The following is a 24,601-nucleotide window of genomic DNA, read 5'->3' as shown; positions in this document are numbered from 1 at the left end:
GTTGTCGTACAGTCGCCACCCGACAAGGAGCTGACGGCTCGTCAGTTGTCAGGAAGGATCGGGGCATGCGGCTCGGACTCGCACTCGGCTACTGGGGGCGCGGCCCCGACTCGGATCACGTCGCACTCGCCCAGGAGGCCGAGCGGCTCGGCTACGACTCCGTGTGGACCGCCGAGGCCTGGGGCTCGGACGCGTTCACGCCGCTGACCTGGATCGCGGCGCGGACCTCACGGATCAAGCTGGGTACGGCTGTTGCGCAGATGGCGGCGCGGTCGCCGGTGACGACCGCCATGCATGCACTGACCCTCGACCACCTGTCCGGCGGCCGGATGATGCTCGGGCTCGGGCTCTCGGGGCCGCAGGTGGTGGAGGGGTGGTACGGGCGTCCGTTCCCGAAGTCGCCGCTGACGGCGACGCGGGAGTACGTGGACGTCATCCGCCAAGTCCTGCGGCGGGAGGGGCCGGTGGCCCTGGACGGCCGCTTCCATGCGCACCCCTACCAGGGGGAGGACGGGACGGGCCTCGGCAAACCCCTGAAGCCGATCACGCATCCCCTGCGGGCCGATCTGCCGGTGCTCCTGGGCGCGGAGGGGCCCAAGAACATCGCCCAGACGGCGCGCATCGCGGACGGGTGGCTGCCGCTGTACTGGTCGCCGATGCGGACGGATGTGTACGAGGCGTCGCTGGCGGGGGCTCGGGACGACTTCATGGTCGCGCCGATGGCGCGGGCGAAAGTGTGCGACGACGTGGCGGAAGGCCTGCTGCCGGTGAAGGCGATGCTCGGCTTCTACATCGGGGGGATGGGGCCATCCGCACGGAACTTCCACGCGGAGCTGATGGCACGGATGGGGTTCGAGGAGGAGGCCCGGCGGATCCAGGACCTGTTTCTGGCGGGGCGCAGGGAGGAGGCGGTCCTTGCCGTGCCGGATGCGTTCGCCGATGAGATTTCGTTGGTGGGGCCGCGGGAGCGGGTCGCTGAGCGGCTGGCGCTGTGGCGGAAGGGGCCGGTGACGGATCTGCTTGTCCTGGCGCCGGATCGGCATACGTTGCGGGTGCTGGCGGAGTTGAACGGCTAGGGGGCGGCGGAAGCTTTGCGCACCGGCGGTTCATTGGTGCCGGGGCCGCCCGGTTGTCCCGAGAGTGGCGGTTCCGGGCCGGGAGTCAAGGGCGCTCCGCTGCGCTGCGCGTCGGCTGCGCCGATTGCGCTTCGCTTCACCCTTGACACCCAGCCCTCCACCGCGAGGAGCGATTTGACCGGGCGGCCACGAAGCGGGGCTCACGGGACTGGGGGATGGGTCATCCGGCTTGAGCGCCGGGTGCGGACTTGTTCGTGCAGCGTGCCGCCGGCTGGAGGGGTGGGAGGGGTGCGCGGTCGGCTCGGGGATGGGTCCCGGCTTCGTCAAGCGTCCGCCGACCGGATCTTCCGGGGCGGGTGCCGGGTGGGGGGGGTACAACTCGCTGTTTCTGGTGGCCAGTTGATCCCCGGGACTGGCCAGCTGGGGGGTGTGGGGGACCTACTTCGGCAAAGTTGCGTTTCGAATTCCGCGCGCCCCCCTTGTGCCAGAACACAACTTTCCCAAAGTAGGTCCCCACCCCCAGCCCACACCCGCGCCGCCCCCGCCCGATCGAGCCCGATCCCGCCGGACTGTCAGTCGCGGCAGGGGCACGGCACTTCCCGCGCCCCCGAACCCACACCTGAACGCGTCCTTCGCGTACCGTGCCCGCGACGGCCACCCCGGAAGATCCGGTCCGCACTCGCTTGACGAAACCTGGACCCATCCCCGAAGCGGCTGCGTGCCCCTGACCGTGCGGCCAGCCGGGGAGATCCGGTCGTCGGACGCTTGACGAGACCGGGACCCATCCCCGAGCGGATCGCGCACCCCTCCAGCGATGCGGCGCGCTGCTCCGAACTGGTCCGCACCCGGCCGCGAAGCCGGGTGGCCCGCCGGGTGGTCCCCGTGAGCCCCGCTTCCAGGGCCGCCCGGTCATCTTGCTTCTCGCGGTGGAGGGGTGGGTGTCAGGGGTGGAGCGAAGCGGAATCGGCGCAGCCGACGCGCAGCGCAGCGGAGCGCCCTTTACACCCGGCCCGGAACCGCCACTCTCGGGACAACCGGGCGGCCCCGGCACCAACTCGATGCTGGCCCAGCCAACAGCACCCCTACGCCCGCACCTCACTCCCGCCCGGCAGCAGCAGGTCCACCTCCACCGCAGCCCGGTCATCCCCCTGATACGCCGCCGCCGAGGCCAGCGGCGCATGCCCCGCCGCCGTCGCCGCGAGGACGTAGGAGCCGTCCGACGGGACGGAGAGCGAGTAGCGGCCGCTCTCGTCCGTCAGCGCCGCGCCCGCCTGCCGCCCCCGGCGGTCGATCAGCGTGACCTTGGCGCGGGCCACCGGCGCACCGGCGGGGCTCAGGACCCGGCCGTGGAAGCCGGTCAGCGCTTCCTCCGCGGCCCGCAGATTCGCGTCCTCCTCGCTGCTCGCCCGCAGCTGCGGCTTGGCGGAAGAGCGGCGCGCGGAGGGGAGGAAGAGGGCGAGCAGCAGGCCGAGCCCGACCGCGCCCGTGGCGATGAGGAACGAGGTGCGGAAGCCCTCCATCGTGGGGACCGCGACACCGCCCACGTGGTTCGCCGTGTTCGCGAGGACCATGCCGATGACGGCACTCGACACCGACGTACCGATCGAGCGCATCAGGGTGTTCAGGCCGTTCGCCGCGCCTGTTTCGGACGGGTCGACCGCGCCGATGATCAGCGCCGGCAGCGAGGAGTACGCGAGGCCGATGCCCGCGCCGACGACCACCGAGATCACGATCGTCTGCCAGGCCGCGCTCATCAGGCCGAGGCCCGCCCCGTAGCCGATCGCGATGATCAGCATGCCGAGGATGAGGGTCACCTTCGGGCCGTACTTCGCCGACAGGCGGGCGTAGACCGGGGCCGTGAACATCATCGTCAGGCCCAGCGGCGCCACGCACAGGCCCGCGACGACCATGGACTGGCCGAGGCCGTAGCCGGTCGACACGGGCAGTTGGAGCAGCTGCGGGAGGACGAGGGAGATCGCGTAGAAGGCGACACCGACCATGATCGACGCCAGGTTGGTCAGGAGCACCTCGCGCCGGGCCGTCGTGCGCAGGTCCACCAGCGGGGCCTTCAGGCGCAGTTCCATCACGCCCCACAGGACCAGGACGACCGCCGCCGCGCCGAACAGGCCGAGCGTCGTGCCCGACGACCAGCCCCAGTCGCTGCCCTTGGTGATGGGCAGGAGGAAGAGGACCAGGCCTGCGGAGAGGCCGATCGCGCCGAGCACGTCGAAGGTGCCCTCGGCCTTCACATTGCTCTCGGGCACGAAGAGGAGGGTGAGGAGCATCGAGGCGACGCCAAGGCCCGCGGCGCCGAAGAACAGGGCGTGCCAGTCGGTGTGCTGCGCGGTCAGCGCGGCGACCGGCAGGGCGAGGCCGCCGCCGACGCCGATGGAGGAGCTCATCAGGGCCATGGCGGAGCCGAGCTTCTCGCGGGGCAGCTCGTCGCGCATCAGGCCGATGCCGAGCGGGATGGCGCCCATCGCGAAGCCCTGGAGGGCACGGCCGATGATCATGATGACCAGGTCGTCGGTGAAGCCGCAGATCAGGGAGCCCACGACCATCACGGCCAGGCTCGTCAGGAGCATGCGGCGCTTGCCGTAGAGGTCACCGAGGCGGCCCATGATGGGGGTCGAGACGGCGCCGGCGAGCAGGGTCGATGTCATGACCCAGGTGGCGTTCGACGGGGTGGTGCTCAGCAGGGCGGGCAGGTCCTTGATGACCGGCACCAGGAGCGTCTGCATCACCGCGACGACGATGCCTGCGAAGGCGAGTACGGGGACGACTCCGCGGGTGCCGCGTTGCCGGGGCGTCGACTGCGTCATGGGGTGGGGCCTCCGGGGGACGTGCGGGTTGTGCGCTGTGGCAGGGGTACGTGCAGGACGAACCTGTTTCCTGGGGCGACTATTCCGATGAATGTCGTACGAGGGGAAGTCTTGACCCGTTGTTAACCAGTCGGTTAAGCGGGGTCCTCGGGTGCCGGTCAAGCGTGCCCGCATCTGACCTTCCGTCAGATTGCACCTTCCGTTGGATTGGAACGTGTTCTACTCTGGCGCCGTCCCGGAAGCTGCTACCGGCGAGGACGCGCATGGGGATCGGAATCACGCAGGAACAGCGGGAGTTGGCGGACGCGGCGCGCGGCTGGATCACCCGCGCCGTGCCGCCCGAGGAGATACGCAAACTGCTCGACGCCCCGCCGGGCACAGGGGGCAGGCCCGCCTACTGGGACGGGCTCGCGGAGCAGGGGCTGCTCGCGGTGCATCTGCCCGAGGAGTACGGAGGCGGGGGCGGCGGGCTCGACGACCTCGCCGTGGTCCTGGAGGAGGCGGGCCGCGCCGCGCTGCCGGGGCCCTATCTCGCCAGCGCCCTCGCCTCCGTCGTTCTGCATCGGGCGGGCGTCAGGGAGCTGGCCGCAGAGCTTGCGTCCGGCGCGCGGATCGGGGCCGTCGCACCGGGCCCGGGCACGCTGACCGCGGTGTCCTTGCCCGACGGGTACGTCCTGGACGGGACGGCGCCGCCGGTGCTCGGCGGTGCCGACGCCGACTTGCTGATCCTGGCCGCCGAATCGGCGGGCGGAACACGGTGGTTCGCTGTCGACGCGGCCGCGCTGAACGTGCGTACCCAGGAGAGTGCCGATCCGACGCGGCCCACCGCCGAGGTGGCCGCGGACGGCGTCGAGGTCCCCGCGGGGCGGGTGCTCGACGTCGGATCGGCGCTCGTGCGGGACCTGGCGTGTGTCGTGTACGCGGCCGACGCGTGCGGGGTCGCGGCGTGGGCCCTGGAGACCGCCACCGAGTACGCCAAGGTGCGCGAGCAGTTCGGGCGGCCGATCGGGCAGTTCCAGGCCGTCAAGCACCTCTGCGCCGACATGCTGGTGCGGGTCGAGCAGGCGCGAGCCCTGGTGTGGGACGCGGCGCGGGCGGGCGGCGAGCCGGATGAGGACGTGCGGGGGCTTGTCTCCGCGCTCGCCGCCGGGACGGCCCTGGACGCCGCCTACTCCTGCGCCAAGGACTGCGTCCAGATCCTCGGGGGCATCGGCTTCACCTGGGAGCACGACGCCCATCTGTATCTGCGCCGCGCGGTCGTGGCACGCCAGCTGCTCGGTACGGGCGACACCCACCGGCTGCGGGCGGTGCGCCTCGCGGAGGGCGGTGCGCGGCGGGAGCTGCGGACCGAGCTGCCGGCCGAGGCCGCGGCGTACCGGGAGCGGGCGCGCGAGGCCGTCGCCCCGGCGCGCGGACTCGACCCGGCGGCCGCCCGCAAGGCCCTCGCGCCGACCGGCTACGCGGCGCCGCACCTGCCCGAGCCGTACGGCCTGGGCGCGGGACCGGTGCAACAGCTCGCCGTCCAGCAGGAGTTGACGGACGCCGGGGTCCGGCTTAGCGAGCTGGGCATCGCCACCTGGGTGGTGCCCTCGCTCATCGCGTACGGGACTCAGGAGCAGCGGGAGCAGTATCTGCCGCCGACGCTGCGGGGCGAGCTGCTCTGGTGCCAGCTGTTCAGCGAGCCGGAGGCGGGCTCCGACCTGGCCGCGCTGCGGACGCGGGCCGAGCGCGTCGACGACGGCTGGCTGATCAACGGCCAGAAGGTGTGGACGAGCGCCGCGCAGTGGGCGGACTTCGGGATCCTGCTCGCCCGCACGGACCCCGAAGCCCCCAAGCACAAGGGACTTACGTACTTCCTCATCGACATGAAGCGGGCCAAGGGCGTCGACATCCGCCCGCTCAAGGAGATCACCGGGGACTCCCTCTTCAACGAGGTCTACTTCGACGACGTCCTGCTGCCCGCCGACGCGGTCGTCGGCGAGGTGAACGACGGCTGGCGCGTCGCCCGCCACACGCTGGGAAACGAACGCGTCCACATGGCCGACCAGTTGACCTTCGACACGGGGCTCGAAGCGCTCATCGCGCGCGCCGGTGAGCTCGACGGGGCGCACCGCGCGCGGATCGGCGCGCTCGCCGCCGAGGCGCACGCGCTCGCCTGCATCGGCCTGCGCACCACGATGCGGCAGGTGGCGGGCGCGGAACCGGGGGCCGGTGCCTCCATCCGCAAGCTGGTGCAGACCCCGCATCAGCAGAAGGTGGCCGAGCTCGCGCTCGAACTCCTCGGCCCGGCGGGCGCGTTGCGGGAGGGGGCCGGGGAGCGGGCGCTGCACGGCTTCCTGATGTCGCGCTGCCTGACCATCGCGGGCGGGACCACGCAGGTGCAGCTCAACGTCGTCGCCGAGCGGCTGCTCGGCCTACCGCGTGACTGAGAGGAAGACATGAAGGCGTACATCGTCGGCGTCGGCATGACCAAGTTCGAGAAGCCCGAGACGCGGGACTGGCAGTACTGGGACATGGCGAAGGAGGCAGGCACCAAGGCCCTTGACGACGCCGGGATCTCGTACGAGGAAGTGGAGCAGGTCCCCGTCGGGTACTGCTTCCAGGCCTCGACGGCCGGCCAGCGCGCCGCCTACGAACTGGGCCTGACCGGCGTCCCCGTCTACAACGTCAACAACAACTGCGCGACGGCGTCGACGGCGCTCATGATGGCGCGGCAGTTCGTCGAGGGCGGCATCAACGACTGCGTCCTTGCGCTCGGATTCGAGAAGATGGCGCGCGGTGCGTTGGGGGGAGGGAGCGATGGCGGCGACTTCGAGACATCGCCCGTCGCCCGTCATTACGGCGTGATGGCGGCGCGGCACGGCTTCGAGATGACTCCGCCCACCGCTCAGATCTTCGGCAACGCGGCCCGCGAGCACATGGAGAGGTACGGCACGACGGTCGCGCAGCTCGCGGCGGTCGGCGCCAAGAACCACCGGCACTCGGTGAACAATCCGTACGCCCAGTTCCAGGACGCGTACACGGTCGACGAGATCCTCGCCGCCAAGACGATCCACCATCCGCTCACCAAGCTGCAGTGCTCGCCGACGTCGGACGGTTCGGCGGCGGCCGTGGTCGCATCCGAGCGGTTCGTGGAGCGGCACCGACTCCAGGACCGGGCCGTGGAGATCGCCGGGCAGGCGATGACCACCGACACGGGGGAGTCCTTCGACTCGGGGTCGTGCATCGACGTCGTGGGGCAGCCGATGTCGCGGGCGGCCGCGCGCGATGCGTACGACAAGGCGGGCATCGGCATCGAGGACGTCGACGTGATCGAGCTGCACGACTGCTTCTCGATCAATGAGCTTCTTACGTACGAGGCGCTGGGCATGTGTGCGGCGGGGGAGTCCGGCAAGCTCGTCGAGAGTGGCGCGACCACGTACGGAGGCCGCTGGGTCGTGAACCCGTCGGGCGGACTGATCTCCAAGGGGCATCCGCTCGGCGCGACGGGCATCGCCCAAGTCGCGGAACTCACCTGGCAGTTGAGGGGGCAGGCCGATGAGCGTCAGGTGGCGGGCGCGCGGGTGGGTCTGGCGCACAACATCGGGCTCGGCGGCGCGGCGGTGGTGACGTTGCTGCGGCGGTAGTGGTCGTAGGAAGCGCTGGTCGTAGGGAGCGGCGGTCGTAGGAAGCAGTGGTCGTAGGAAGACGGAGTAGGAAGACGGCGTAGAAAGACCTAGTCCTCTTGTCCGAGGACCCGTGCAGCGAATTTCCGATGCACGCGGCGCCCGGCGCTTGAGAGGATGCCTGTCATGGTCAAGACGCCCGACACCACTTACGCGACCGACGCCGACACCGCCCCGCCGAAGAAGTCCGCACCGGTGTGGGCGGTCCTTCTCGCCGCCTGCGCGGGCCAGTTCCTCGTCGTCCTCGACGTGTCGGTGGTGAACACCGCGCTGCCGTCGATGCGGGCCGACCTCGGCATGAGCGCGATCGGACTCCAGTGGGTCGTCAACGCCTACTCCATAGCCTTCGCGGGGTTCATGCTGCTCGGCGGCCGGGCCGGTGACCTCTTCGGGCGCAAGCGGATGTTCCTCGTCGGGCTCGGCCTGTTCACCGCGGCCTCGCTCGGCGGCGGCCTCGCACAGGAAGAGTGGCAGCTCCTCGCGGCGCGGGCCGTGCAGGGCCTGGGCGCCGCGATCCTCGCCCCGTCCACCCTGACGATCCTGACATCGGCGGTGCCCGAAGGCCCGGCGCGGATACGGGCGATCGGCATCTGGTCGGCGGTGGGCGCGGGCGGCGGCGCGGCCGGCGGCCTGGTCGGCGGGGTCCTCACCGACCTGCTCTCCTGGCGCTGGGTGCTCCTGATCAATGTGCCGATCGGCGCCCTCGTGATCGTCGCGGGCATGGCCTGGCTCACCGAGTCCAGGGCCGGGCAGGCGCGCCGCCTCGACGTGCCGGGCGCGGTCCTCGTGACGGCCGGGCTCGCCACCCTCGCGTACGGCATCGTGCAGACCGAGGAGAAGGGCTGGACGGCAGCGGCGACCCTGGTCCCGCTGGCGGCAGGGCTCGCGCTGCTCGCGGCCTTCCTCGTGGTGGAGTCGCGCACGAAGGTGCCGCTGATGCCGCTCAAGCTGTTCCGGGTGCGGTCGGTGTCGGCCGCGAACGCCGCGATGTTCGTGTGCGGCGGCGGCATGTTCGCCATGTGGATGTTCATGACGCTGTACGCCCAGAACGTCCTCGGCTACTCCCCGCTGAAGGCGGGCCTCGCCCTCATCCCGTCCTCCCTCACCATCGTCATCGGCTCGATGCTGGCGCCGCGCATGATGCCGGTGCTCGGCGCGAAGAACGTGTCCGTGCTCGGCATAGTGGTGGCCGCCGCGGGCTTCGGCTGGCAGTCGACGATGACCGTCGACGGCTCGTACGTCACCTCGATCATGCTGCCCGGCATCGTGATGATGCTCGGCGCGGGCCTGGCCGCGACACCGCTCGCCTCGCTCGCCACGTCCGGCGCGCAGCCGGGCGACGCGGGACTCGTCTCGGGCCTGATCAACACCTCCCGCACGATGGGCGGCGCGCTCGGCCTCGCGGTGCTCTCCACGGTGGCGGCCGCGCAGATGGACGGCTCGACGTCGCGGCAGGCACTGACGGATGGGTACGCGATGGCGTTCCGCACCAGCGGGTTCATCCTGCTCGCGGGGGTGGTGGTGCTGCTTCTGTGGATGCCGAGGCAGCGGGTCTCCGAGGGGCCTTCCAAGGGGCTTTCCAAAGACTGAGGCAACGGTTCGTGGCCCTCATGGACTCCAATGTGCAAGGAGGTATTCATGGGGGAGCGAAAGCAGGCCTTGGACGGAGACTTTCAGGGCTTCGTCACCAACCGCTGGTCTCAGCTGATGCGCACGGCCTTTCTTCTGACGGGCCAGCAGCACGCGGCAGAGGACCTGGTGCAGTCGTCCTTGGAGCGGACCTATGTGTCCTGGCGCAAGGTGAGCGCGGCAGGTGATCCGGACGCATATGTGCGCCGGATCATGATCAACACCCATGCGCGCAGACACCGGCGAAAACTCAAGGAGTTCCTGTCGCTGCAGGACTCGGCCCCGGTGCTCGACACGGCCGAGCGCAGTGACCGCATGGCACAGGCGGACGACCGGGCGGCCCTGCTGCGCGCCCTCGCCCAACTGCCCGTGCGCCAGCGCGAAGCGGTCGTCCTGCGCTACTGGGAGGACCTGAGCGAGACCCAGACCGCCGAGGCCATGGGCTGCTCGGTGGGGACCGTGAAGAGCAACGCCGCCAAGGGGATCGCCAAGCTGCGCGCCATACCCACACTGACCGAGAAGGTCGGAAGCCGAGGGGAGAACTGATGACCAGGGACCAGGATCCGGCGCAGCACGACGCCGCCGCGCACAGTGACATCGCCCACCGCCTCGCGGCCGTGGCGGACGAGGTCGAGATCGGCACGGCCCCGTACCAGGCGGTGCTGCGCGGCGGACGGCGCAGGAAGGCGCGCCGCTGGGTGGTCGGTGCGGTGGCGGCCGTGGCGATCGTCGGCTCTACGGCTTCGCTGGCGCTGGCCGTGGTGGACGGCAGGGACCGGACGCAGGTGGCATCGGAGGGCGGCAGCGCGTGGGAACGGCATGTCTACACGCCGCAGTTCACCCCGCTGACCCAGGACTTCGACGAGACGGGTAACCCGGTGACCCAGGTGGAGCTCCAGGTATGGGGCGCCCCGCGCAATGAGGCGGAGGCACGCGGCCAGAAGAGGGCGATGCTCAAGGCGGGCGTGTGGGACGAGCGGTCGACCGACCCGGTCCCGGACTTCGACCGGCTCTGGTACGCGATCACGGTGCGCCCCGACGGCAAGCAGAAGCAGCGGGTTGCCTCCTTCGGCCTCCAGGACAAGGAGCCCGGCGGTGACGACGGCTTGAGCTTCTCCTCTGTGGAGTTCGAGGTGAAGGGCAAGAAGCTGACCATCGGTCACGTGGGCCCGAAGACGAAGCGAGTCGAGTTCGAGTACGAGAACGGCACGTCCGAACCGGAGCTGATCAGGGCGGCGGGCTCCGCCTACCTGTGGTTCACACGCCTGGAGGGAGACCCGGGCCCGGACGGCAAGCTGAAGGGGGTGCGCCTGTATGACGGGGAGGGGAAGGTGGAGGTGGTGCAGGAGAACTGACGCTCGGCAACTTTCAGCCCGTCGAGGGGGTCCCCCTGCTCCTTAAGAGCTTGGGGGAGTTTGAGGACGAACTCGGCGGAGCCGGTGATGACGGTACGCAAGGCCCCCGCGCCAGCGGGTTTTCGGGAAGGGGTGGGGTTGGGGAAAGAACCGCCGGAGGCCAGCCCACCCTGGAGGTGAGCCCGCACCCCAGAGGCCCAGGGGCCAGTCACAGCCACCCCTGCTGTCGAGCCTCCCGCACCGCCTCCATCCGGTTCCGCGTCCCCGTCTTGCCGATCGCCGCCGACAGATAGTTCCGCACGGTCGACTCCGACAGATGCAGCTTGCCCGCGATGTCGGCGACCGTGGCACCGTCCACCGAGGCCTTCAGTACGTCCGCCTCGCGGGCGGTCAGCGGACTCGGCCCCGCACTCAGCGCTGCCGCGGCGAGCGCCGGATCGATGACCGTCTCGCCCCGCAGCGCCTGGCGGATCGCCTCGGCCAGGTCCTCGACCGGCCCGTCCTTGACCAGGAAGCCGACCGCTCCCGCCTCCATGGCGCGGCGCAGATAGCCGGGCCTGCCGAAGGTGGTGAGGATGAGGACCCGGCAGTCGGGGCACTCCTCGCGCAGGTCGGCCGCGGCCTCCAGACCGCTGCGGCCCGGCAGTTCGATGTCGAGCAGCGCCACGTCGGGGCGCGCGGTGAGCGCGGCGTCCACGATCTCGTCACCCGCGCCGACCTGCGCGACGACCTCGATGTCCTCCTCCATACCGAGCAGCAGGGCGAGCGCGCCCCGCATCATGCCCTGGTCCTCGGCCAGGAGGACTCTTACGGACTTTGCGGGGCGGCGTTCTCGGGGCATCTCGTCCACGGGGTCAGGGTACGGCCGGGACGTGCACCGGACCTCGTGGAGTTCGCGGGCCCGTCGTATGGGCAAGGCAGGTCAAGGCGGGAGAGCGACCATCACACCAAGTGGCGAACCTCCCCGTACACGCCGAATCCGCTCAGCGCCCGCGTGGCAGAGTCCCGGGGCAGCGAAAGTCCCCGACCACAGGGTGTCCCTATGACAGATCCGGCGATGCCGTCCACCAGCGCTCCCGACCCCGAGGAACCTCCCGGCGATGTGGCTCAGAGCCCGCACCGGAGACGATTCGATCCGACCGTCGTGGTCTCTCTGATCACCGCCGCAGCCAGCATTGCCGTAGCGGCCATCACCGTCGCGGGGAGCGGCGACGGCAGCAGCAAGGGAGACGACGCAAAGGCGGTGGTGGCCGAGCGTGCCGCCGGTGTCAAGCCGGTCAGTGCGGATCCCTACGCGCAGGGGTGCGGGCGGGACGGTGAGCCGCTCGGCAAGTCCGCCACCAAGAAGGGCGCCGGCACGGTGCAGGTGTTCCGGTCGAAGGCGTGCCATGCGAAGTGGGTCGTACTCACGGAGGGGGAGGCTCGCCTGACGTTCTACGTGGTTCCGCAAAGACAGGGCGTCGAGGCTCCGGAGAAGGATCGCAAGTGGGGGACGGTCGATGGCACGAGCAAGGGTTTGTCCATCCCGGAGAAACTCAGGATGGGCGGATCATCGAACATGGTCGACGCTCTCCACACACCGATGCTCTCCGAGAACTACCCGGTCATGGGCTGTGTCCGGAACAAGGGCGACGAGGACCGTGCGTGCACGAAGTTCCTGTGACCCTGCGCTGATTCCGTGCCCGGTCGCACGTGGGTCCAAGGGGTCACTCATCCTCGGCCGTCGACCGGGACGGAGTCGGGGGCGACGACCGGACCGGTCTCAGTGACCGGCAGCACTGCCGTGACGCGGAATCCGGGGCGGGGTGCCGGGCCCGACGTGAGGGAGCCGCCCGCTGTCGCGAGGCGTTCGGTGAGGCCCTTCAGGCCGCTGCCGGGCGTTCCCGAGCCTTCGCCGCGGCCGTCGTCCGTGATCACCAGGCGCGTCTCTTCGGAGGTGCCCGTGACCTCGATCTCGCACCGAGTCGCCCTGGAATGGCGTACGGCATTGGTGGCGGACTCGCGGACCACCCAGCCGAGCAGCGCCGCCGTCTGCGGGGTGAGCGGCGGCCCCGACTGGCGGACGACCGCCTCGATGCCCGCCGCCTCCAGGAGATCGCGGGCCCGGTCGAGCTCCGTGGCGAGGCTGCCCTCGCGGTAGCCGGTGACCGCCTCGCGGATCTCGGTCAGGGCCTGGCGGCCGACGGACTCGATGTCGGAGACCTGGCCGAGGGCCGCGTCCAGGTCGCGCGGGGCCAGGCGCCGGGTGGCCTCCGCCTTCACGACGATCACCGAGAGGGTGTGGCCGAGCAGATCGTGCAGATCGCGGGAGAAGCGAAGCCGCTCCTTCTCGACGGCGCTGCGGGCCAACTCCTCACGGGTGGAGCGCAGTTCCTTGACCGTCTCAGAGAGAGCGAGGATCGCCCCGGTCACCATGACGGAGATGAACGTGCCGTAGGAGATGCCCGCGGCGTCCCAGCCGTCCCGAAGACCGCCGACCACCGCCGCGGCGATGCTCAGGGCGATACCGGCGGGAGCGAGCTGCCTTCCGCGCAGGACCGCCCCGGTCGCCAGACCCAGGAGCGGGAAGAACATCAGCCAGCTGCCGCCGTAGCCGATGGCGAGGGCGAAGGTCACCGCGGTCAGCGCGAGCAGGCTGTACTTCGTCACGCGCGCTTCCCTGGCCTGCTTGTGGAAGGCCCGGAACACCACGCTGATGTAGAGGGAGTTGAAGGCCAGCAGGCCGAGGCCACCGATCCAGGGGTTGCCGGTCTTGCCCTGGATGACGTTGGAGAAGGAGCCCATGCCCATCAGGAGCCAGGGCAGCATCGCGAAGCCGTTGGGCGGCCCCAGATCGGTGGGGTCGCGCCGCCCGGACTTCTCCTTGGCCCGCATCTCGGAGAGCTGCGCCCGCACGCCGGCCCTCCAGCAGGTGAGGCGGCGCCGGAAGTCCCGGCGCCGGGAGTCCCGCGGCGGGGCGCTCTTCCCGGACATCGCTGACATGGCCACAGCGTACGAACCGGACACCGGCGACCGGGTGATCGGCGCCGGGGCTTCTGAGGTCTTCGTCATGACTCCGACGCTACGAATCCGGGGTGGGGCGGCGGCAGATGCGGTTGTACGGACTCGGCCGGTACAAATGTCACGGCTCGTCGGGCCGCGCCCCAATCCCCGAATCTGACGTGACGTCAGGAGTCTTCACAAGTCCTGGGTGCTGGGCTATACATGGGGTCGCCGGACTGGAACGCGTTCTAGAACGGGCCTGTCGACGACCGGCTCTCCGGCCCCGTTACGACCTCGGTGCGGCCGACGGTGCGGACGGCCGCGCCGAGGTCTCTGCCCTCCTCCCAAGGAGCTGCCACACATGCCCATCGACGCCGCGAAGGCCGTAGCCGCGGAGCCCAGGTCGGCCGATATCGCCTGGGACCACAAGGACATCCAGCTCTACCACCTGGGTCTGGGGGCCGGCGTCCCCGCCACCGACCCCGACGAGCTGCGCTACACCCTGGAGTCCAGGCTGCACGTCCTGCCCAGCTTCGCGACCGTCGCGGGGGCGGGCATGGGCATGATGGGCGGCCTCTCCGCCCCCGGCATCGAGGTGAACCTCGCCGCCGTCCTGCACGGCGGCCAGACCATCACCCTGCACCGCCCGATCCCGGTCAAGGGCAGCGCCACGGCCACCTCCAAGGTCGCCGCCGTGTACGACAAGGGCAAGGCCGCCGTCCTCGTCCTGCGCTCCGAAGTGGCCGACGCCGAGGGCCCGTTGTGGACGAGCGACGCCCAGATCTTCGTACGCGGCGAAGGCGGATTCGGCGGCGACCGCGGCCCCTCCGCCCGCGTCCCGGCCCCCGAAGGCGAGCCCGACCGGACCGTCGAGCGCCCCGTACGCGAGGAGCAGGCGCTGCTCTACCGCCTCTCCGGCGACTGGAACCCGCTGCACGCCGACCCCGAGTTCGCCAAGCTCGCGGGCTTCGACCGGCCGATCCTGCACGGCCTGTGCACCTACGGAATGACGCTCAAGGCCGTCGTGGACACGCTGCTCGACGGCGATGTGTCGCGGGTGCGCGGGTACAGCACGCGCTTCACCGGTGTCGTCTTCCCCGGGGAGACCCTGCGAATCCGGATGTGGCGCACCGAGGGGCGCGTCCAGGCGACCGTGACGGCGGCCGAGCGGGACGACGCGCCGGTGCTCGCCGACACCGTCGTCGACCATGCGTGAGCAGTCAGGTCGACCATGCGTGAGCAGTCAGTCCGTGACCAGTCAGTGAGGGGAGCCGCACCATGCGCGCAGCCGTACTGCACGAGATAGGCCAGGACAAGCTGGAGGTCCTCGACGACGTCGAGGCGACGGGCTTCGGCCCGGGCAAGGTGAAGATCCGGGTGCGGGCCACCGGCCTGTGCCACTCCGACGTATCGGCGATGAACGGCGTACTGCCGCAGCCCGCGCCGTTCATCCCCGGCCACGAGGGCGCGGGCGAGATCATCGACGTGGGCGACGGCGTGACCGGGCTCTCCCAGGGCGACCGGGTGCTGCTGTGCTGGCTGCCCGCGTGCGGCACCTGTCCCGCCTGCAAGCGCGGCCAGGCCCAGCTGTGCCTGGCCGGATTCATGAACGCGGGCACGCCCAACTTCAAGCGGCCCGGCGGGGACGTCTTCGGCTTCGCGGGTACGGGGACCTTCACCGAGGAGGTCGTGGTCGACGCGGGCTGCGCCGTGCCGATCCCGGACGACGTCCCGTTCGACATCGCGGCGCTGATCGGCTGCGGCGTGACGACGGGGCTCGGCGCGGCCATCAACACCGCCGATGTGGCCGCCGGTTCATCGGTCGCCGTGATCGGCTGCGGCGGCGTCGGTATCTCCGCGATCCAGGGCGCGCGGCTCAAGGGGGCGGCACAGATCATCGCCGTGGACCCGGTGGCATCGCGCCGAGAGGCCGCGCTGAGGTTCGGCGCGACGGAGGCGGTGTCCCCGGACGAACTCGCCGACGCCAAGCAGCGGGTGACCGCGGGCGAGGGCTTCGACTACGTCTTCGAGGTGGTCGGCAAGTCCGCCACGGCCCGCACGGCGTACGAGACGACGCGGCGCGGCGGCACGCTGTGCATCGTGGGAGCGGGCGCCCTCGACGACTTCCTCCAGCTCAACATGTTCGAGCTGTTCTTCGACGAGAAGAAGATCCTGCCGTCCATGTACGGCGGCGGCGACGTCCTCACCTCCTACGAGCGGGCCATCGCCCTGTGGCGCGCGGGCCGCATCGACCTGGAGAGCCTCATCACGCACCGGGTGCAACTGCCCGAGATCAACGAGGCGTTGGACCAGATGCGTACGGGCGTCGCGCTGCGGACCTGCATCGAAATCTGAACTCCCCAGCTCTGAACTCCCAGCTTCTGAAAGGACTTTGATCGCTGATGTCACTGTCACCGTCACTGCCGCTCGAGGGCCTGTCCGCGATCGTCACGGGGGCGGGCCGGGGCCTCGGTCGCGCCGAAGCCCTCGAACTCGCCCGGCTCGGCGCGAGCGTGGTCGTCAACGACTTCGGGCAGCCCGGCCGTGACGGCTCGGGCGAGGCCTCGGCGACACCGGCTGAGGAGGTCGCAGCGGAGATCCGTGCCGCGGGCGGGCAGGCGGTCGCGCACCTGGGTGATGTAGCGGATCACGAACAGGCGTGCGGGCTCGTCCAGTTGGCGATCGACACGTACGGCAAGCTGGACATCCTGGTCAACAACGCGGGCATTCTGCGGGACCGGATGATCTTCTCGATGAGCGAGGGCGAATGGGACTCCGTCATCCGCGTCCACCTCAAGGGCCACTTCAACACGACCCACTTCGCGTCCGTCCACTGGCGTGAGCGGTCCAAGGCGGCGGGGGAGCCGGTGTACGGCCGGATCGTCAACACCTCGTCGGAGGCGTTCCTCGCCGGGTCGGCAGGACAGCCGAACTACGCGGCGGCGAAGGGCGGCATCGTCGGTCTCACCACGTCGAGCGCGCTGGCGCTCGGCAAGTACGGAGTGACGGCGAACGTCATCTGTCCGCGGGCGCGGACGCGGATGACGGAGGACGTGTTCGCGGGCTTCCAGGAGCCGGGGGCCGGTGAACTGGACGCGCTCGCTCCGGAGCATGTGGCTCCACTGGTGGGCTACTTGGCCTCGCCTGCGGCTGCCGCGGTGAACGGGCAGTTGCTCGTCGTCCATGGCGGGATGGTGGCCGTGGTCGAACGCCCGAAGGTGGCCGCGAAGTTCGATACGGCGAAAGAAGCGTTCACATACGAGGAGTTGGACGAGGCGCTGTCCCCCTATTACGCGGGGAGGCCGGAGGGGGAGACGTTTGCCGCGGCGGAGGTGCTGGGGCTGAAGCGGGGGTAATCCTCCCCAACTCCGCCCCAGAACCGCAGCAGCCAGGTTTCCAGAAAGGATCAGCTCTCTTCGCCCTGGCGGCGGTGCCGCCCCCGCGGAGCCGTCTCCGCGTCCTGCGCGGCCACCGGCCCCCGGTGCCTGCCGGGACCGGCAGAGGCTGCCGCCGCCGGCGGCGGCGCCACCCGCGGGTCCGGGACCTGCTCTGTCTCCGTACTGATCTCTGTCGTCATCAACACACTCACCCCGTAAAACGGTAAAGAAGATCGTTCGGTACAGCCGGGCGAGTCTAACCAACGCCCGCACGCCCGGTGAGAGGCGCCTGCTGCAACGGAACGGGCCGCGTGGTCACCGGCACGGGAGGCCCCTCCGGAGCGGGAGGTTCCACCTCGGCCACGCCACAGGGCACGGCCCCTGTCGCGTACGGAAGACGCAGGACGCCATCCCGTGTCCAGCGCCCCGCACCGGCCAACCATCCGTCAGGCGCTGCCAGTTGATGAAGTCTCCGCTCGGCGGGACGCCACATGCCGAGCCAGCTCCCCGCCGCCCCGTCGATCCGCAGCGCCACCGCACAGCTCTCCGGCATCAGCGTCTGCCCCGGCTGGATCGCGAAGGGAGTCATCGCGTAAGCGGCACGGTCCGGCAGGCGCAGGCACTCGGGGAAACGCACCGGGCGCGTACCGCCCAGCACCCCCCAGCCGAGCCGGTCGTGGCCCGGAGCGTCCGAACGGACCAGGAGCAGCCCGCTGTCGGCGTCCGCGAGCAGCACCCGGTCGTCGCTCTCCTCGGCGATCTGGAGGAGGGGCGACACCTCGCAGGACCGCTCCAGGTCGACCGCCACCGCCTTGATCCGGCCGTCCAACTCCCGGTCCAGGGCCAGGATCCGTCCCTCGGCGTCAAGCCAGACGCCGCCCGAACAGCGGCCGGGGATCTCCGCGAGGTGCTCGGGCCCGAAGGCGCCGCCCGCCACCAGCCACAGGGCCGTCGAACTCTCGCCCACGGCGACCGCGTACGCGCACCTGCCGCCCGGCGGCGGTGGCAGCAGGCTCAGCCGGGACTTGCCGCAGTCGACGGCGCCGAGCGGGACCTCGCCCGTCGCGGGACCCGTCGGGTACAGCAGCGCGAACGCGTGCCTGCCGTCCACCACGCGGTGGATGAGGACACGTCCGTCGGCCATCGGCAGGACCTCCGTGCCGGGCTCCTCGGGCTGGCTGCCGGGCAGCGATACCGCGTACGGCTCGGGGGAGTCGAGGGTCCAGCGCTCGGGGAACCAGGAGCCGCCGTCGTGGGTGAGGCGCGCGGCGTACGCACCGTCGGCGGTGATCATCACGGGTGCCGGGGGCGGCACGGGCACGGACTTGGGCGGTGAAGCCGGTGCGGGGGGCGGCGGCACGGACGTCGGCGCGGTCATCGGCTGTGGCTCAATCGTGGGCGCTGTCATGTGGGGGGACCTCCGGCCCACGAAGCTAGTTTTCGCACGCACTGCCGTGGCACCTGTGGCCGCCCGCTTCACACAGAAGGGTGGCGATGTCCCGATTCGCCTGAGAGTGCGGGGGTGGTTGTGCTGGGTGGGGAGGGCGCGCTTAAAGTAAGGCGAACCTAAGTGGTCACGGAGCGGTTCGGGCGGGCGGTATGCCGGCCCCGGCTCCACCGCGATCGGCACACACCCTGGAGCACCGATGTCCCCGTCCGTACGGTCCATACGCCCCCGCCGCCGTGCCACCGCCGCGGTCGCCGTCGCCGTGGCCGGCGCGCTCTCCCTCACGGCCTGCGGATCCGGCGACAGCGGCTCGGACTCCGGCAAGTCCGACAACGGCAGCGGCAGCAAGTCCGTCGCCCAGGGCGGCGACGACTTCGCCAAGGCCGCCGAGCAGACGGCGAAGATGGGCACCAAGGCCAAGGCGGGCGAGTTCCCCCGCACCATCACGCACGCCCGCGGCAAGACCGAGCTGAAGGCGCAGCCCAAGCGGGTCGTGGTCCTGGACGTCGGCGAGCTCGACAACGTCGTGTCCCTCGGCGTGAAGCCCGTCGGCTACGCCCCCACCGAGGGCGACGACGGCGTACCCGGCTACCTGAAGAAGGAGGCCGGCAACCCCAAGGACGTCGGCACGATCAACTCCCTCAACCTGGAAGCGATCGCGGGCCTCAAGCCGGACCTGATCCTCGGCAGCGAACTGCGCGCCGCCAAGCTCTACCCGCAGCTCTCCAAGATCGCCCCGACCGTCTTCTCCATCCGCCCCGGCTTCACGTGGAAGGAGAACTACCTCCTGAACGCGGCCGCGCTCGACAAGACCGCGAAGGCGAAGACCGAGCTCGCCTCGTACGAGGAGAAGGCGCGGTCCCTGGGCCGGGACCTCGGCGACGACAAGCCGACCATCACGATGCTCCGCTACATGCCGGACCGCATCCGCCTCTACGCGAAGGCGTCCTTCATCGGCACGATCCTCGACGACGCCGGTCTGCCCCGCCCGAAGAACCAGCAGATCAACGACCTCGCCGCGGAGATCAGCCCGGAGAAGATCGACGAGGCCGACGCGGACTGGATCTTCACGGGTGTCTACGGCGACGCGAAGAAGACGGGCCGCTCCGAGGCCGAGAAGAACCCGCTCTGGAAGAAGCTCGACGCGGTGAAGAAGGGCCAGGCCAAGGATGTCCCGGACGAGACGTGGTACCTGGGCCTCGGCGTGACGGCGGCGAACTCTGTCCTCGACGACCTCAGGGGCAACCTCGCTCCGTAAGTGGCGCTCCGTAAGAGGCGCCCCGTAGGGGCGCGGGGAACTGCGCGAGCAACCACAGAAAAGCCGCAGACGCATCTGCTCGGTACTCGGCGGACGCGTCTGCGGCTTTTCCCGGGCTGAGCGCGCAGTTCCCCGCGCCCCTACGGGGCGGTCAGTAACGCACGACATGCCGAGCGCAGCGGGAAGGTAGCCTTTTACCCGTGCCCCGTCTGTCTGAAGTCATCGCCGCCCTCGACGCCCTGTGGCCCCCCGAGCGGGCCGAGCAGTGGGACGCGGTCGGCACGGTCTGCGGCGATCCCGACGCGGAGGTCTCCCGGGTCCTCTTCGCCGTCGACCCCGTCCAGGAGATCGCCGACGAGGCGGTGAGGCTGGGCGCCCAGCTCCTGGTCACGCACCATCCGCTCTACCTGCGCGGTACGACGACGGTCTCGGCCGGCACCTTCAAGGGCCGCGTCGTGCACGACCTGATCAAGCACGACGTCGCGCTGCACGTCGCGCACACCAACGCGGACCAGGCCGACCCCGGCGTGTCCGACGCCCTCGCGGGCGCGCTCGACCTCCGCGTCGTACGTCCCCTGGTGCCGGACCCGGCGGACGGGCACGGCCGCCGCGGACTCGGCAGGATCTGCGAGCTCGAGCACCCGCTGACGCTGAGCGAGCTCGCCGAGCGCGCGGCGAAGCGGCTGCCCGCCACCGCGCAGGGCATCCGGGTCGCGGGCGATCCGGAGCAGCTGATCCGCACCGTCGCGGTCAGCGGCGGCTCCGGCGACAGCCTCTTCGACGACGTACGGGCCTCCGGCGTCGACGCCTTCCTCACCGCGGACCTGCGCCACCACCCGGCGTCCGAGGCCCGCGAACGCACGCCCCTCGCGCTGCTCGACGCCGCGCACTGGGCCACCGAGTGGCCCTGGTGCGAGCTGGCCGCAGCCCAGCTCGACGAGATTTCCGACCGGAACGGATGGGGACTGCGCGTCCACGTCTCCAAGACGGTCACCGACCCCTGGACCGCCCACGCGGCCTCACCGCTTACTGACACATCTGGAGCCCCCAACTGAACGCCGCGCCCGCCGACCAGATCCGACTGCTCGACGTCCAGGCCCTGGACGTACGTCTGCAGCAGCTCGCGCACAAGAAGAAGTCGCTGCCCGAGCACGCCGAGATCGAGTCGCTGAACAAGGACCTCGCGCAGCTGCGCGACCTGCACGTCGCCTCGACGACCGAGGAGAGCGACTGCGCCCGCGAGCAGACCAAGGCGGAGCAGGACGTCGACCAGGTGCGTCAGCGCGCGGCCCGCGACCAGCAGCGCCTCGACTCGGGCGCCGTCACCTCGCCCAAGGACCTGGAGAACCTCCAGCGCGAGATCGCCTCGCTCGCCAAGCGCCAGGGCGACCTGGAGGACGTGGTCCTGGAGGTCATGGAGCGCCGCGAGTCCGCCCAGGAGCGGGTCTCCGAGCTGGGGAAGCGGGTCTCCTCCGTGCAGGCGAAGATCGACGACGCGACGGCCCGCCGTGACGCCGCCTTCGAGGAGATCGACGGCGAGGCCGCCACGGTCACCAAGGAGCGCGAGGTCGTGGCGGGTTCGGTCCCGGCCGACCTGCTCAAGCTCTACGACAAGCTGCGCGTCCAGCAGGGCGGCGTCGGCGCGGCCAAGCTCTACCAGCGGCGCTGCGAGGGCTGCCGCCTGGAGCTGAACATCACCGAGGTCAACGAGGTGAAGGCGGCGTCCCCGGACACGGTCCTGCGGTGCGAGAACTGCCGCCGCATCCTGGTCCGTACGTCCGAGTCCGGCCTGTAAGGGACCACGTACGTGCGGGAGTTCATCGTCGAGGCCGACGGCGGTTCCCGGGGCAACCCGGGGCCCGCGGGCTACGGCTCCGTGGTCATCGACGCGGCGACGGGGGAGACCCTGGCGGAGGCCGCGGAGTACATCGGCGTCGCGACGAACAACGTCGCCGAGTACAAGGGCCTGGTGGCCGGCCTCAAGGCCGCGCACGCCCTCGACCCCTCGGCGTCGGTCCATGTCCGCATGGACTCGAAGCTGGTCGTCGAGCAGATGTCGGGCCGCTGGAAGATCAAGCACCCGGACATGAAGCCGCTGGCGGCGGAGGCGGCGCGGGTCTTCCCTGCGCCCCAGGTGACGTACGAGTGGATCCCGCGCGAGAAGAACAAGCACGCGGACCGGCTGGCCAACGAGGCGATGGACGCGGGCAGGCGGGGCGAACAGTGGTCGGCTTCGGCGTCCACGGCCGAACTGGACGTGAAGGCGTCGGTCCCGGTGGCTTCGGGGCCGCCCGGTGACGCCGCCGCGGGTGCGGCGAAGGCGCGGGCGGCGCTGGCGGAGCGACGGGCTCCGGAAGTGCCTTCCGGTAGTGCGGCGGACGTCCGTGCCGCGGGCAACGTGGCCGCACAGGCCCCGCCCGTCGGCTGGGCCGCCCCCGACCTCGGCGCCCCCGCGACCTTCGTCCTGCTGCGGCACGGCGAGACCGCGCTGACCCCGCAGAAGCGGTTCTCGGGCAGCGGCGGCTCCGACCCGTCGCTCTCGGACATCGGCCGCGAGCAGGCCGAGCGTGCGGCGGCGGCGCTCGCGGCCCGTGGCACGATCCAGGCGATCGTCTCCTCGCCGCTGAAGCGCTGCCAGGAGACCGCGCAGGCCGTGGCCGCCCGCACCGGACTCGACGTACGCATCGAGGACGGGCTCCGCGAGACGGACTTCGGCGCCTGGGAGGGCATGACCTTCGGCGAGGTGCGCGAGCGTCAGCCGGAGGAACTGAACGCCTGGCTGTCGTCGTCGAAGGCGGCGCCGCCCGGCGGTGAGTCCTTCGCGGCGGTATCCCGGCGGGTCTCGGCGGCGCGGGACCGACTGACCGCCGAGTACGCGGGACGGACGGTGCTGCTCGTCACGCACGTCACGCCGATCAAGACCCTGGTCCGCCTTGCGCTCGGCGCCCCGCCCGAGGCGCTGTTCCGCATGGAGCTCTCGGCGGCCTCGCTGTCGGCGGTGGCGTACTACGCGGACGGCCACGCGTCGCTGCGCTTGCTGAACGAGACGGCGCACTTGCGCTAAGCGCTCCGCGGGAAGTGCCGCGAGGATGCCGTCGCTCGTCTGCGGCTGTGTCGTGGCTGGCCGCTCCCCCAAGTTCTCGGCTTCGCTCGAACAGGGGGGACCCCCTCCGCGGCGGAGCCGCACATGTCACAGCCCCGCGCCCCTTGCGGGGCGCGGCACCGTGCCGGTGTCAGCGCAGGGCCGCCGCCTCGCGGGTCAGTTTCTCGACCCGCGTCCAGTCCTTCGCTGCGATCGCCTCGGTGGGCAGCATCCAACTGCCGCCCACGCAGCCGACGTTGGGCAGGGCGAGGTAGGACGGTGCGGAGGTGAGCGAGATGCCGCCGGTCGGGCAGAAACGGGCCTGCGGGAGCGGGCCCCCGAGGGACTTGAGATAGGCGGTCCCGCCGGCGGCCTCCGCCGGGAAGAACTTCATCTCGCTCACCCCGCGCTCCAGCAGCGCGACAACCTCCGAGGTCGTCGAGACACCCGGCAGGAACGGCACCCCCGACTCCTGCATCGCGCCGAGCAACGTTTCCGTCCAGCCCGGGCTGACCAGGAAGCGGGCCCCGGCGCCAACCGAGTCCGCGACGCCCTGCGCCGAGATGACGGTGCCCGCGCCGACCGCGGCGTCCGGGACCTCGGCGGCGATCGCCCGGATCGCGTCGAGCGCGGCGGGCGTCCGCAGCGTCACCTCGATGGCGGGCAGCCCACCCGTGACGAGCGCACGCGCCAGCGGCACGGCGTCGGCGACGTCCTCGACGACGACCACGGGGATGACGGGGGCGAGATCGAGCACGGAGGCGGAGGGGTATGCCATGCCAGCATCCTGCCGGGAGCGAGCAGCATACGCAAAGGTCGTTGCGTATGCTGCAACGCCTTGATCTGGCTCCCACCGCCCCGAGCCCCCCACCCCACACTCGCCGGGTAAACGGGCGGGTGGGCGGGAAACGCTTGTTCCTGCGCCCCTGCGCCCCCGCGCCGCGGGGTGATCAGGCGGCCCCGGGCCCATTACCCTGGCCCGGGGGCCGCACCCCCCACCCGCATCCCTCCGAAGGAGACCCCGTGCTCGTGCTGCTGCCGCCCTCCGAAGGCAAGGCCCCCTCCGGCCGCGGCGCCCCCCTCAAGCCGGAGTCCCTCTCCCTCCCCGCCCTCGCGGACGCGCGGCAGGCCGTCCTCGACGAGCTGGTGGACCTCTGCCTCGCGGACGAGGAGAAGGCCCGCGACGTACTCGGTCTGAGCGAGGGCCTGCGCGCCGAGGTTGCCAAGAACACCGAGCTCCGCACGGCGGGCGCGCGTCCCGCCGGGGAGATCTACACCGGCGTGCTGTACGACGCCCTGGGCCTCGCGTCGCTCGACGCGGCGGCCAAGCGCCGCGCGGCCCGCTCCCTGCTCGTGTTCTCGGGGCTTTGGGGCGCCGTCGGCATCACCGACCGCATCCCCTCCTACCGCTGCTCCATGGGCGTGAAGCTGCCGGGCATCGGCGCGCTCGGCGCCCACTGGCGTACGCCGATGGCCTCGGCGCTGCCCGATGCGGCGGGCGACGGGCTCGTACTCGATCTGCGGTCGTCGGCGTACGCGGCGGCGTGGAAGCCGAAGGGCGAGGTCGCAGGGCGGACGGCGACGGTCCGGGTGCTTCACGCGCAGATCGACCCGGCGACCGGGGCCGAGAAGCGCTCCGTCGTCTCGCACTTCAACAAGGCGACGAAGGGCCGCATCGTCCGCTCCCTCCTGGAGACCGGCACGCAGCCCAAGAACCCGGCCGAACTGGTCGAGGCGCTCCGGGACCTGGGCCACGTCGTGGAGGCCGAGACCCCGGCGAAGCCGGGCAAGGCATGGGCGCTCGACGTGGTGGTACGAGAGATCCACTGAGGCGAGAGATCCACTGAGACCGGTCCGGGCCGGGCGGCGTGCTCCGAGCGGCCCGGCGGGACGAGCGCCCGCCGCCCG

General features: G+C 71.2%; 21 protein-coding genes. 15 read left to right on the top strand and 6 right to left on the bottom strand.

Going from position 1 to position 24,601, the window contains the following annotated elements; translation table 11 throughout:
• Positions 1-65: 65 nt before the first annotated feature.
• Positions 66-1,076: an LLM class F420-dependent oxidoreductase gene (locus tag AB0O76_RS03040; protein WP_365484659.1), complete on the top strand. Its 1,011-nt coding sequence runs from the start codon at positions 66-68 to the stop codon at positions 1,074-1,076.
• A gap of 1,082 nt (positions 1,077-2,158) precedes the next feature.
• On the opposite strand, the gene AB0O76_RS03035 is transcribed toward AB0O76_RS03040, so the two are convergent.
• A complete protein-coding gene (locus tag AB0O76_RS03035; RefSeq protein ID WP_365484657.1) occupies positions 2,159-3,898 on the bottom strand; it encodes an MFS transporter in 1,740 nt (579 codons plus the stop codon).
• Positions 3,899-4,161: 263 nt separating this feature from the next.
• Between AB0O76_RS03035 and AB0O76_RS03030 the strand changes: the two genes are divergently transcribed.
• The 5 genes from AB0O76_RS03030 (at position 4,162) to AB0O76_RS03010 (ending at position 10,547) form a co-directional block, all read left to right on the top strand.
• Positions 4,162-6,327: an acyl-CoA dehydrogenase gene (locus AB0O76_RS03030; protein ID WP_365484654.1), complete on the top strand. Its 2,166-nt coding sequence runs from the start codon at positions 4,162-4,164 to the stop codon at positions 6,325-6,327.
• A gap of 9 nt (positions 6,328-6,336) precedes the next feature.
• Positions 6,337-7,524: a lipid-transfer protein gene (locus tag AB0O76_RS03025; RefSeq protein WP_365484651.1), complete on the top strand. Its 1,188-nt coding sequence runs from the start codon at positions 6,337-6,339 to the stop codon at positions 7,522-7,524.
• Between the two features lie 165 nt (positions 7,525-7,689).
• Complete coding sequence (locus AB0O76_RS03020) at positions 7,690-9,153, top strand: MFS transporter (RefSeq protein WP_365484648.1); 1,464 nt, start codon at positions 7,690-7,692, stop codon at positions 9,151-9,153.
• 48 nt (positions 9,154-9,201) lie between these two features.
• Entirely contained in the window at positions 9,202-9,738 is a 537-nt protein-coding gene (locus tag AB0O76_RS03015; RefSeq protein WP_365484644.1) for a SigE family RNA polymerase sigma factor, read from the top strand.
• Positions 9,738-10,547: a hypothetical protein gene (locus tag AB0O76_RS03010; protein ID WP_365484642.1), complete on the top strand. Its 810-nt coding sequence runs from the start codon at positions 9,738-9,740 to the stop codon at positions 10,545-10,547. The genes AB0O76_RS03015 and AB0O76_RS03010 overlap by 1 nt, the downstream gene beginning before the upstream one ends.
• 208 nt (positions 10,548-10,755) lie before the next feature.
• Here AB0O76_RS03010 and AB0O76_RS03005 read toward each other — a convergent pair whose 3' ends face one another.
• Entirely contained in the window at positions 10,756-11,388 is a 633-nt protein-coding gene (locus AB0O76_RS03005) for a response regulator transcription factor (protein ID WP_365485520.1), read from the bottom strand.
• Between the two features lie 201 nt (positions 11,389-11,589).
• Between AB0O76_RS03005 and AB0O76_RS03000 the strand changes: the two genes are divergently transcribed.
• The gene (locus tag AB0O76_RS03000; RefSeq protein ID WP_365484639.1) at positions 11,590-12,210 is read left to right on the top strand and encodes a hypothetical protein; all 621 of its coding nucleotides are present in this window, start codon (positions 11,590-11,592) and stop codon (positions 12,208-12,210) included.
• Positions 12,211-12,257: 47 nt separating this feature from the next.
• On the opposite strand, the gene AB0O76_RS02995 is transcribed toward AB0O76_RS03000, so the two are convergent.
• On the bottom strand, positions 12,258-13,421 hold the full coding sequence (locus tag AB0O76_RS02995; protein WP_365485518.1) for a sensor histidine kinase: 1,164 nt from the start codon (positions 13,419-13,421) through the stop codon (positions 12,258-12,260).
• Between the two features lie 469 nt (positions 13,422-13,890).
• Between AB0O76_RS02995 and AB0O76_RS02990 the strand changes: the two genes are divergently transcribed.
• From AB0O76_RS02990 to AB0O76_RS02980, 3 genes are all read left to right on the top strand, one after another.
• Positions 13,891-14,745 (top strand): MaoC/PaaZ C-terminal domain-containing protein, encoded by an 855-nt coding sequence (locus AB0O76_RS02990; protein ID WP_365484636.1) that lies wholly within the window; start codon positions 13,891-13,893, stop codon positions 14,743-14,745.
• Positions 14,746-14,807: 62 nt separating this feature from the next.
• A complete protein-coding gene (locus AB0O76_RS02985) occupies positions 14,808-15,884 on the top strand; it encodes a Zn-dependent alcohol dehydrogenase (protein WP_365484633.1) in 1,077 nt (358 codons plus the stop codon).
• 53 nt (positions 15,885-15,937) lie between these two features.
• A complete protein-coding gene (locus AB0O76_RS02980) occupies positions 15,938-16,885 on the top strand; it encodes a 3-oxoacyl-ACP reductase (protein ID WP_365485516.1) in 948 nt (315 codons plus the stop codon).
• A 50-nt stretch (positions 16,886-16,935) separates the two neighbouring features.
• Here AB0O76_RS02980 and AB0O76_RS02975 read toward each other — a convergent pair whose 3' ends face one another.
• Together AB0O76_RS02975 and AB0O76_RS02970 are read right to left on the bottom strand one after the other, a co-directional pair.
• Positions 16,936-17,106 (bottom strand): hypothetical protein, encoded by a 171-nt coding sequence (locus AB0O76_RS02975; protein ID WP_365484630.1) that lies wholly within the window; start codon positions 17,104-17,106, stop codon positions 16,936-16,938.
• Between the two features lie 56 nt (positions 17,107-17,162).
• Positions 17,163-18,314, bottom strand: coding sequence for a hypothetical protein (locus AB0O76_RS02970; protein WP_365484627.1), 1,152 nt, complete (start codon positions 18,312-18,314; stop codon positions 17,163-17,165).
• 238 nt (positions 18,315-18,552) lie between these two features.
• On the opposite strand from AB0O76_RS02970, the gene AB0O76_RS02965 reads away from it, so the two are divergent.
• From AB0O76_RS02965 to AB0O76_RS02950, 4 genes are all read left to right on the top strand, one after another.
• Entirely contained in the window at positions 18,553-19,611 is a 1,059-nt protein-coding gene (locus tag AB0O76_RS02965; RefSeq protein WP_365484624.1) for an iron-siderophore ABC transporter substrate-binding protein, read from the top strand.
• Between the two features lie 200 nt (positions 19,612-19,811).
• Positions 19,812-20,666 carry a Nif3-like dinuclear metal center hexameric protein gene (locus AB0O76_RS02960; RefSeq protein WP_365484621.1) on the top strand — a complete coding sequence of 285 codons (855 nt, stop codon included), beginning with the start codon at positions 19,812-19,814 and terminating at the stop codon, positions 20,664-20,666.
• Entirely contained in the window at positions 20,663-21,406 is a 744-nt protein-coding gene (locus AB0O76_RS02955; protein WP_360763903.1) for a C4-type zinc ribbon domain-containing protein, read from the top strand. Before AB0O76_RS02960 ends, AB0O76_RS02955 begins: the two co-directional genes overlap by 4 nt.
• Before the next feature lie 12 nt (positions 21,407-21,418).
• A complete protein-coding gene (locus AB0O76_RS02950; protein ID WP_365484618.1) occupies positions 21,419-22,675 on the top strand; it encodes a bifunctional RNase H/acid phosphatase in 1,257 nt (418 codons plus the stop codon).
• Positions 22,676-22,844: 169 nt separating this feature from the next.
• On the opposite strand, the gene eda is transcribed toward AB0O76_RS02950, so the two are convergent.
• Positions 22,845-23,471, bottom strand: coding sequence for a bifunctional 4-hydroxy-2-oxoglutarate aldolase/2-dehydro-3-deoxy-phosphogluconate aldolase (gene eda / locus AB0O76_RS02945; RefSeq protein WP_365484616.1), 627 nt, complete (start codon positions 23,469-23,471; stop codon positions 22,845-22,847).
• 245 nt (positions 23,472-23,716) lie between these two features.
• Here eda and yaaA point away from each other — a divergent pair, with 245 nt between their 5' ends.
• Positions 23,717-24,523: a peroxide stress protein YaaA gene (gene yaaA, locus AB0O76_RS02940; RefSeq protein WP_365484613.1), complete on the top strand. Its 807-nt coding sequence runs from the start codon at positions 23,717-23,719 to the stop codon at positions 24,521-24,523.
• Positions 24,524-24,601: the final 78 nt, after the last annotated feature.

Origin of the sequence: Streptomyces sp. NPDC086554, from assembly GCF_040686095.1 — a bacterium.
Lineage (GTDB): Bacteria > Actinomycetota > Actinomycetes > Streptomycetales > Streptomycetaceae > Streptomyces.
This window is presented reverse-complemented; position numbering and strand designations above follow the sequence as displayed.

Coding starts and splice junctions, on each gene's coding strand:
- AB0O76_RS02965 (WP_365484624.1), top strand. CDS start 18,553: ATGTCCCCGTCCGTACGGTCCATACGCCCCCGCCGCCGTGCCACCGCC.
- AB0O76_RS03010 (WP_365484642.1), top strand. CDS start 9,738: ATGACCAGGGACCAGGATCCGGCGCAGCACGACGCCGCCGCGCACAGT.
- eda (WP_365484616.1), bottom strand. CDS start 23,471: ATGGCATACCCCTCCGCCTCCGTGCTCGATCTCGCCCCCGTCATCCCC.
- AB0O76_RS03040 (WP_365484659.1), top strand. CDS start 66: ATGCGGCTCGGACTCGCACTCGGCTACTGGGGGCGCGGCCCCGACTCG.
- AB0O76_RS02970 (WP_365484627.1), bottom strand. CDS start 18,314: ATGACAGCGCCCACGATTGAGCCACAGCCGATGACCGCGCCGACGTCC.
- AB0O76_RS03000 (WP_365484639.1), top strand. CDS start 11,590: ATGACAGATCCGGCGATGCCGTCCACCAGCGCTCCCGACCCCGAGGAA.
- AB0O76_RS03005 (WP_365485520.1), bottom strand. CDS start 11,388: ATGCCCCGAGAACGCCGCCCCGCAAAGTCCGTAAGAGTCCTCCTGGCC.
- AB0O76_RS03020 (WP_365484648.1), top strand. CDS start 7,690: ATGGTCAAGACGCCCGACACCACTTACGCGACCGACGCCGACACCGCC.
- AB0O76_RS03025 (WP_365484651.1), top strand. CDS start 6,337: ATGAAGGCGTACATCGTCGGCGTCGGCATGACCAAGTTCGAGAAGCCC.
- AB0O76_RS02995 (WP_365485518.1), bottom strand. CDS start 13,421: ATGCGGGCCAAGGAGAAGTCCGGGCGGCGCGACCCCACCGATCTGGGG.
- AB0O76_RS03015 (WP_365484644.1), top strand. CDS start 9,202: ATGGGGGAGCGAAAGCAGGCCTTGGACGGAGACTTTCAGGGCTTCGTC.
- AB0O76_RS02975 (WP_365484630.1), bottom strand. CDS start 17,106: ATGACGACAGAGATCAGTACGGAGACAGAGCAGGTCCCGGACCCGCGG.
- AB0O76_RS02985 (WP_365484633.1), top strand. CDS start 14,808: ATGCGCGCAGCCGTACTGCACGAGATAGGCCAGGACAAGCTGGAGGTC.
- AB0O76_RS03035 (WP_365484657.1), bottom strand. CDS start 3,898: ATGACGCAGTCGACGCCCCGGCAACGCGGCACCCGCGGAGTCGTCCCC.
- AB0O76_RS03030 (WP_365484654.1), top strand. CDS start 4,162: ATGGGGATCGGAATCACGCAGGAACAGCGGGAGTTGGCGGACGCGGCG.
- AB0O76_RS02990 (WP_365484636.1), top strand. CDS start 13,891: ATGCCCATCGACGCCGCGAAGGCCGTAGCCGCGGAGCCCAGGTCGGCC.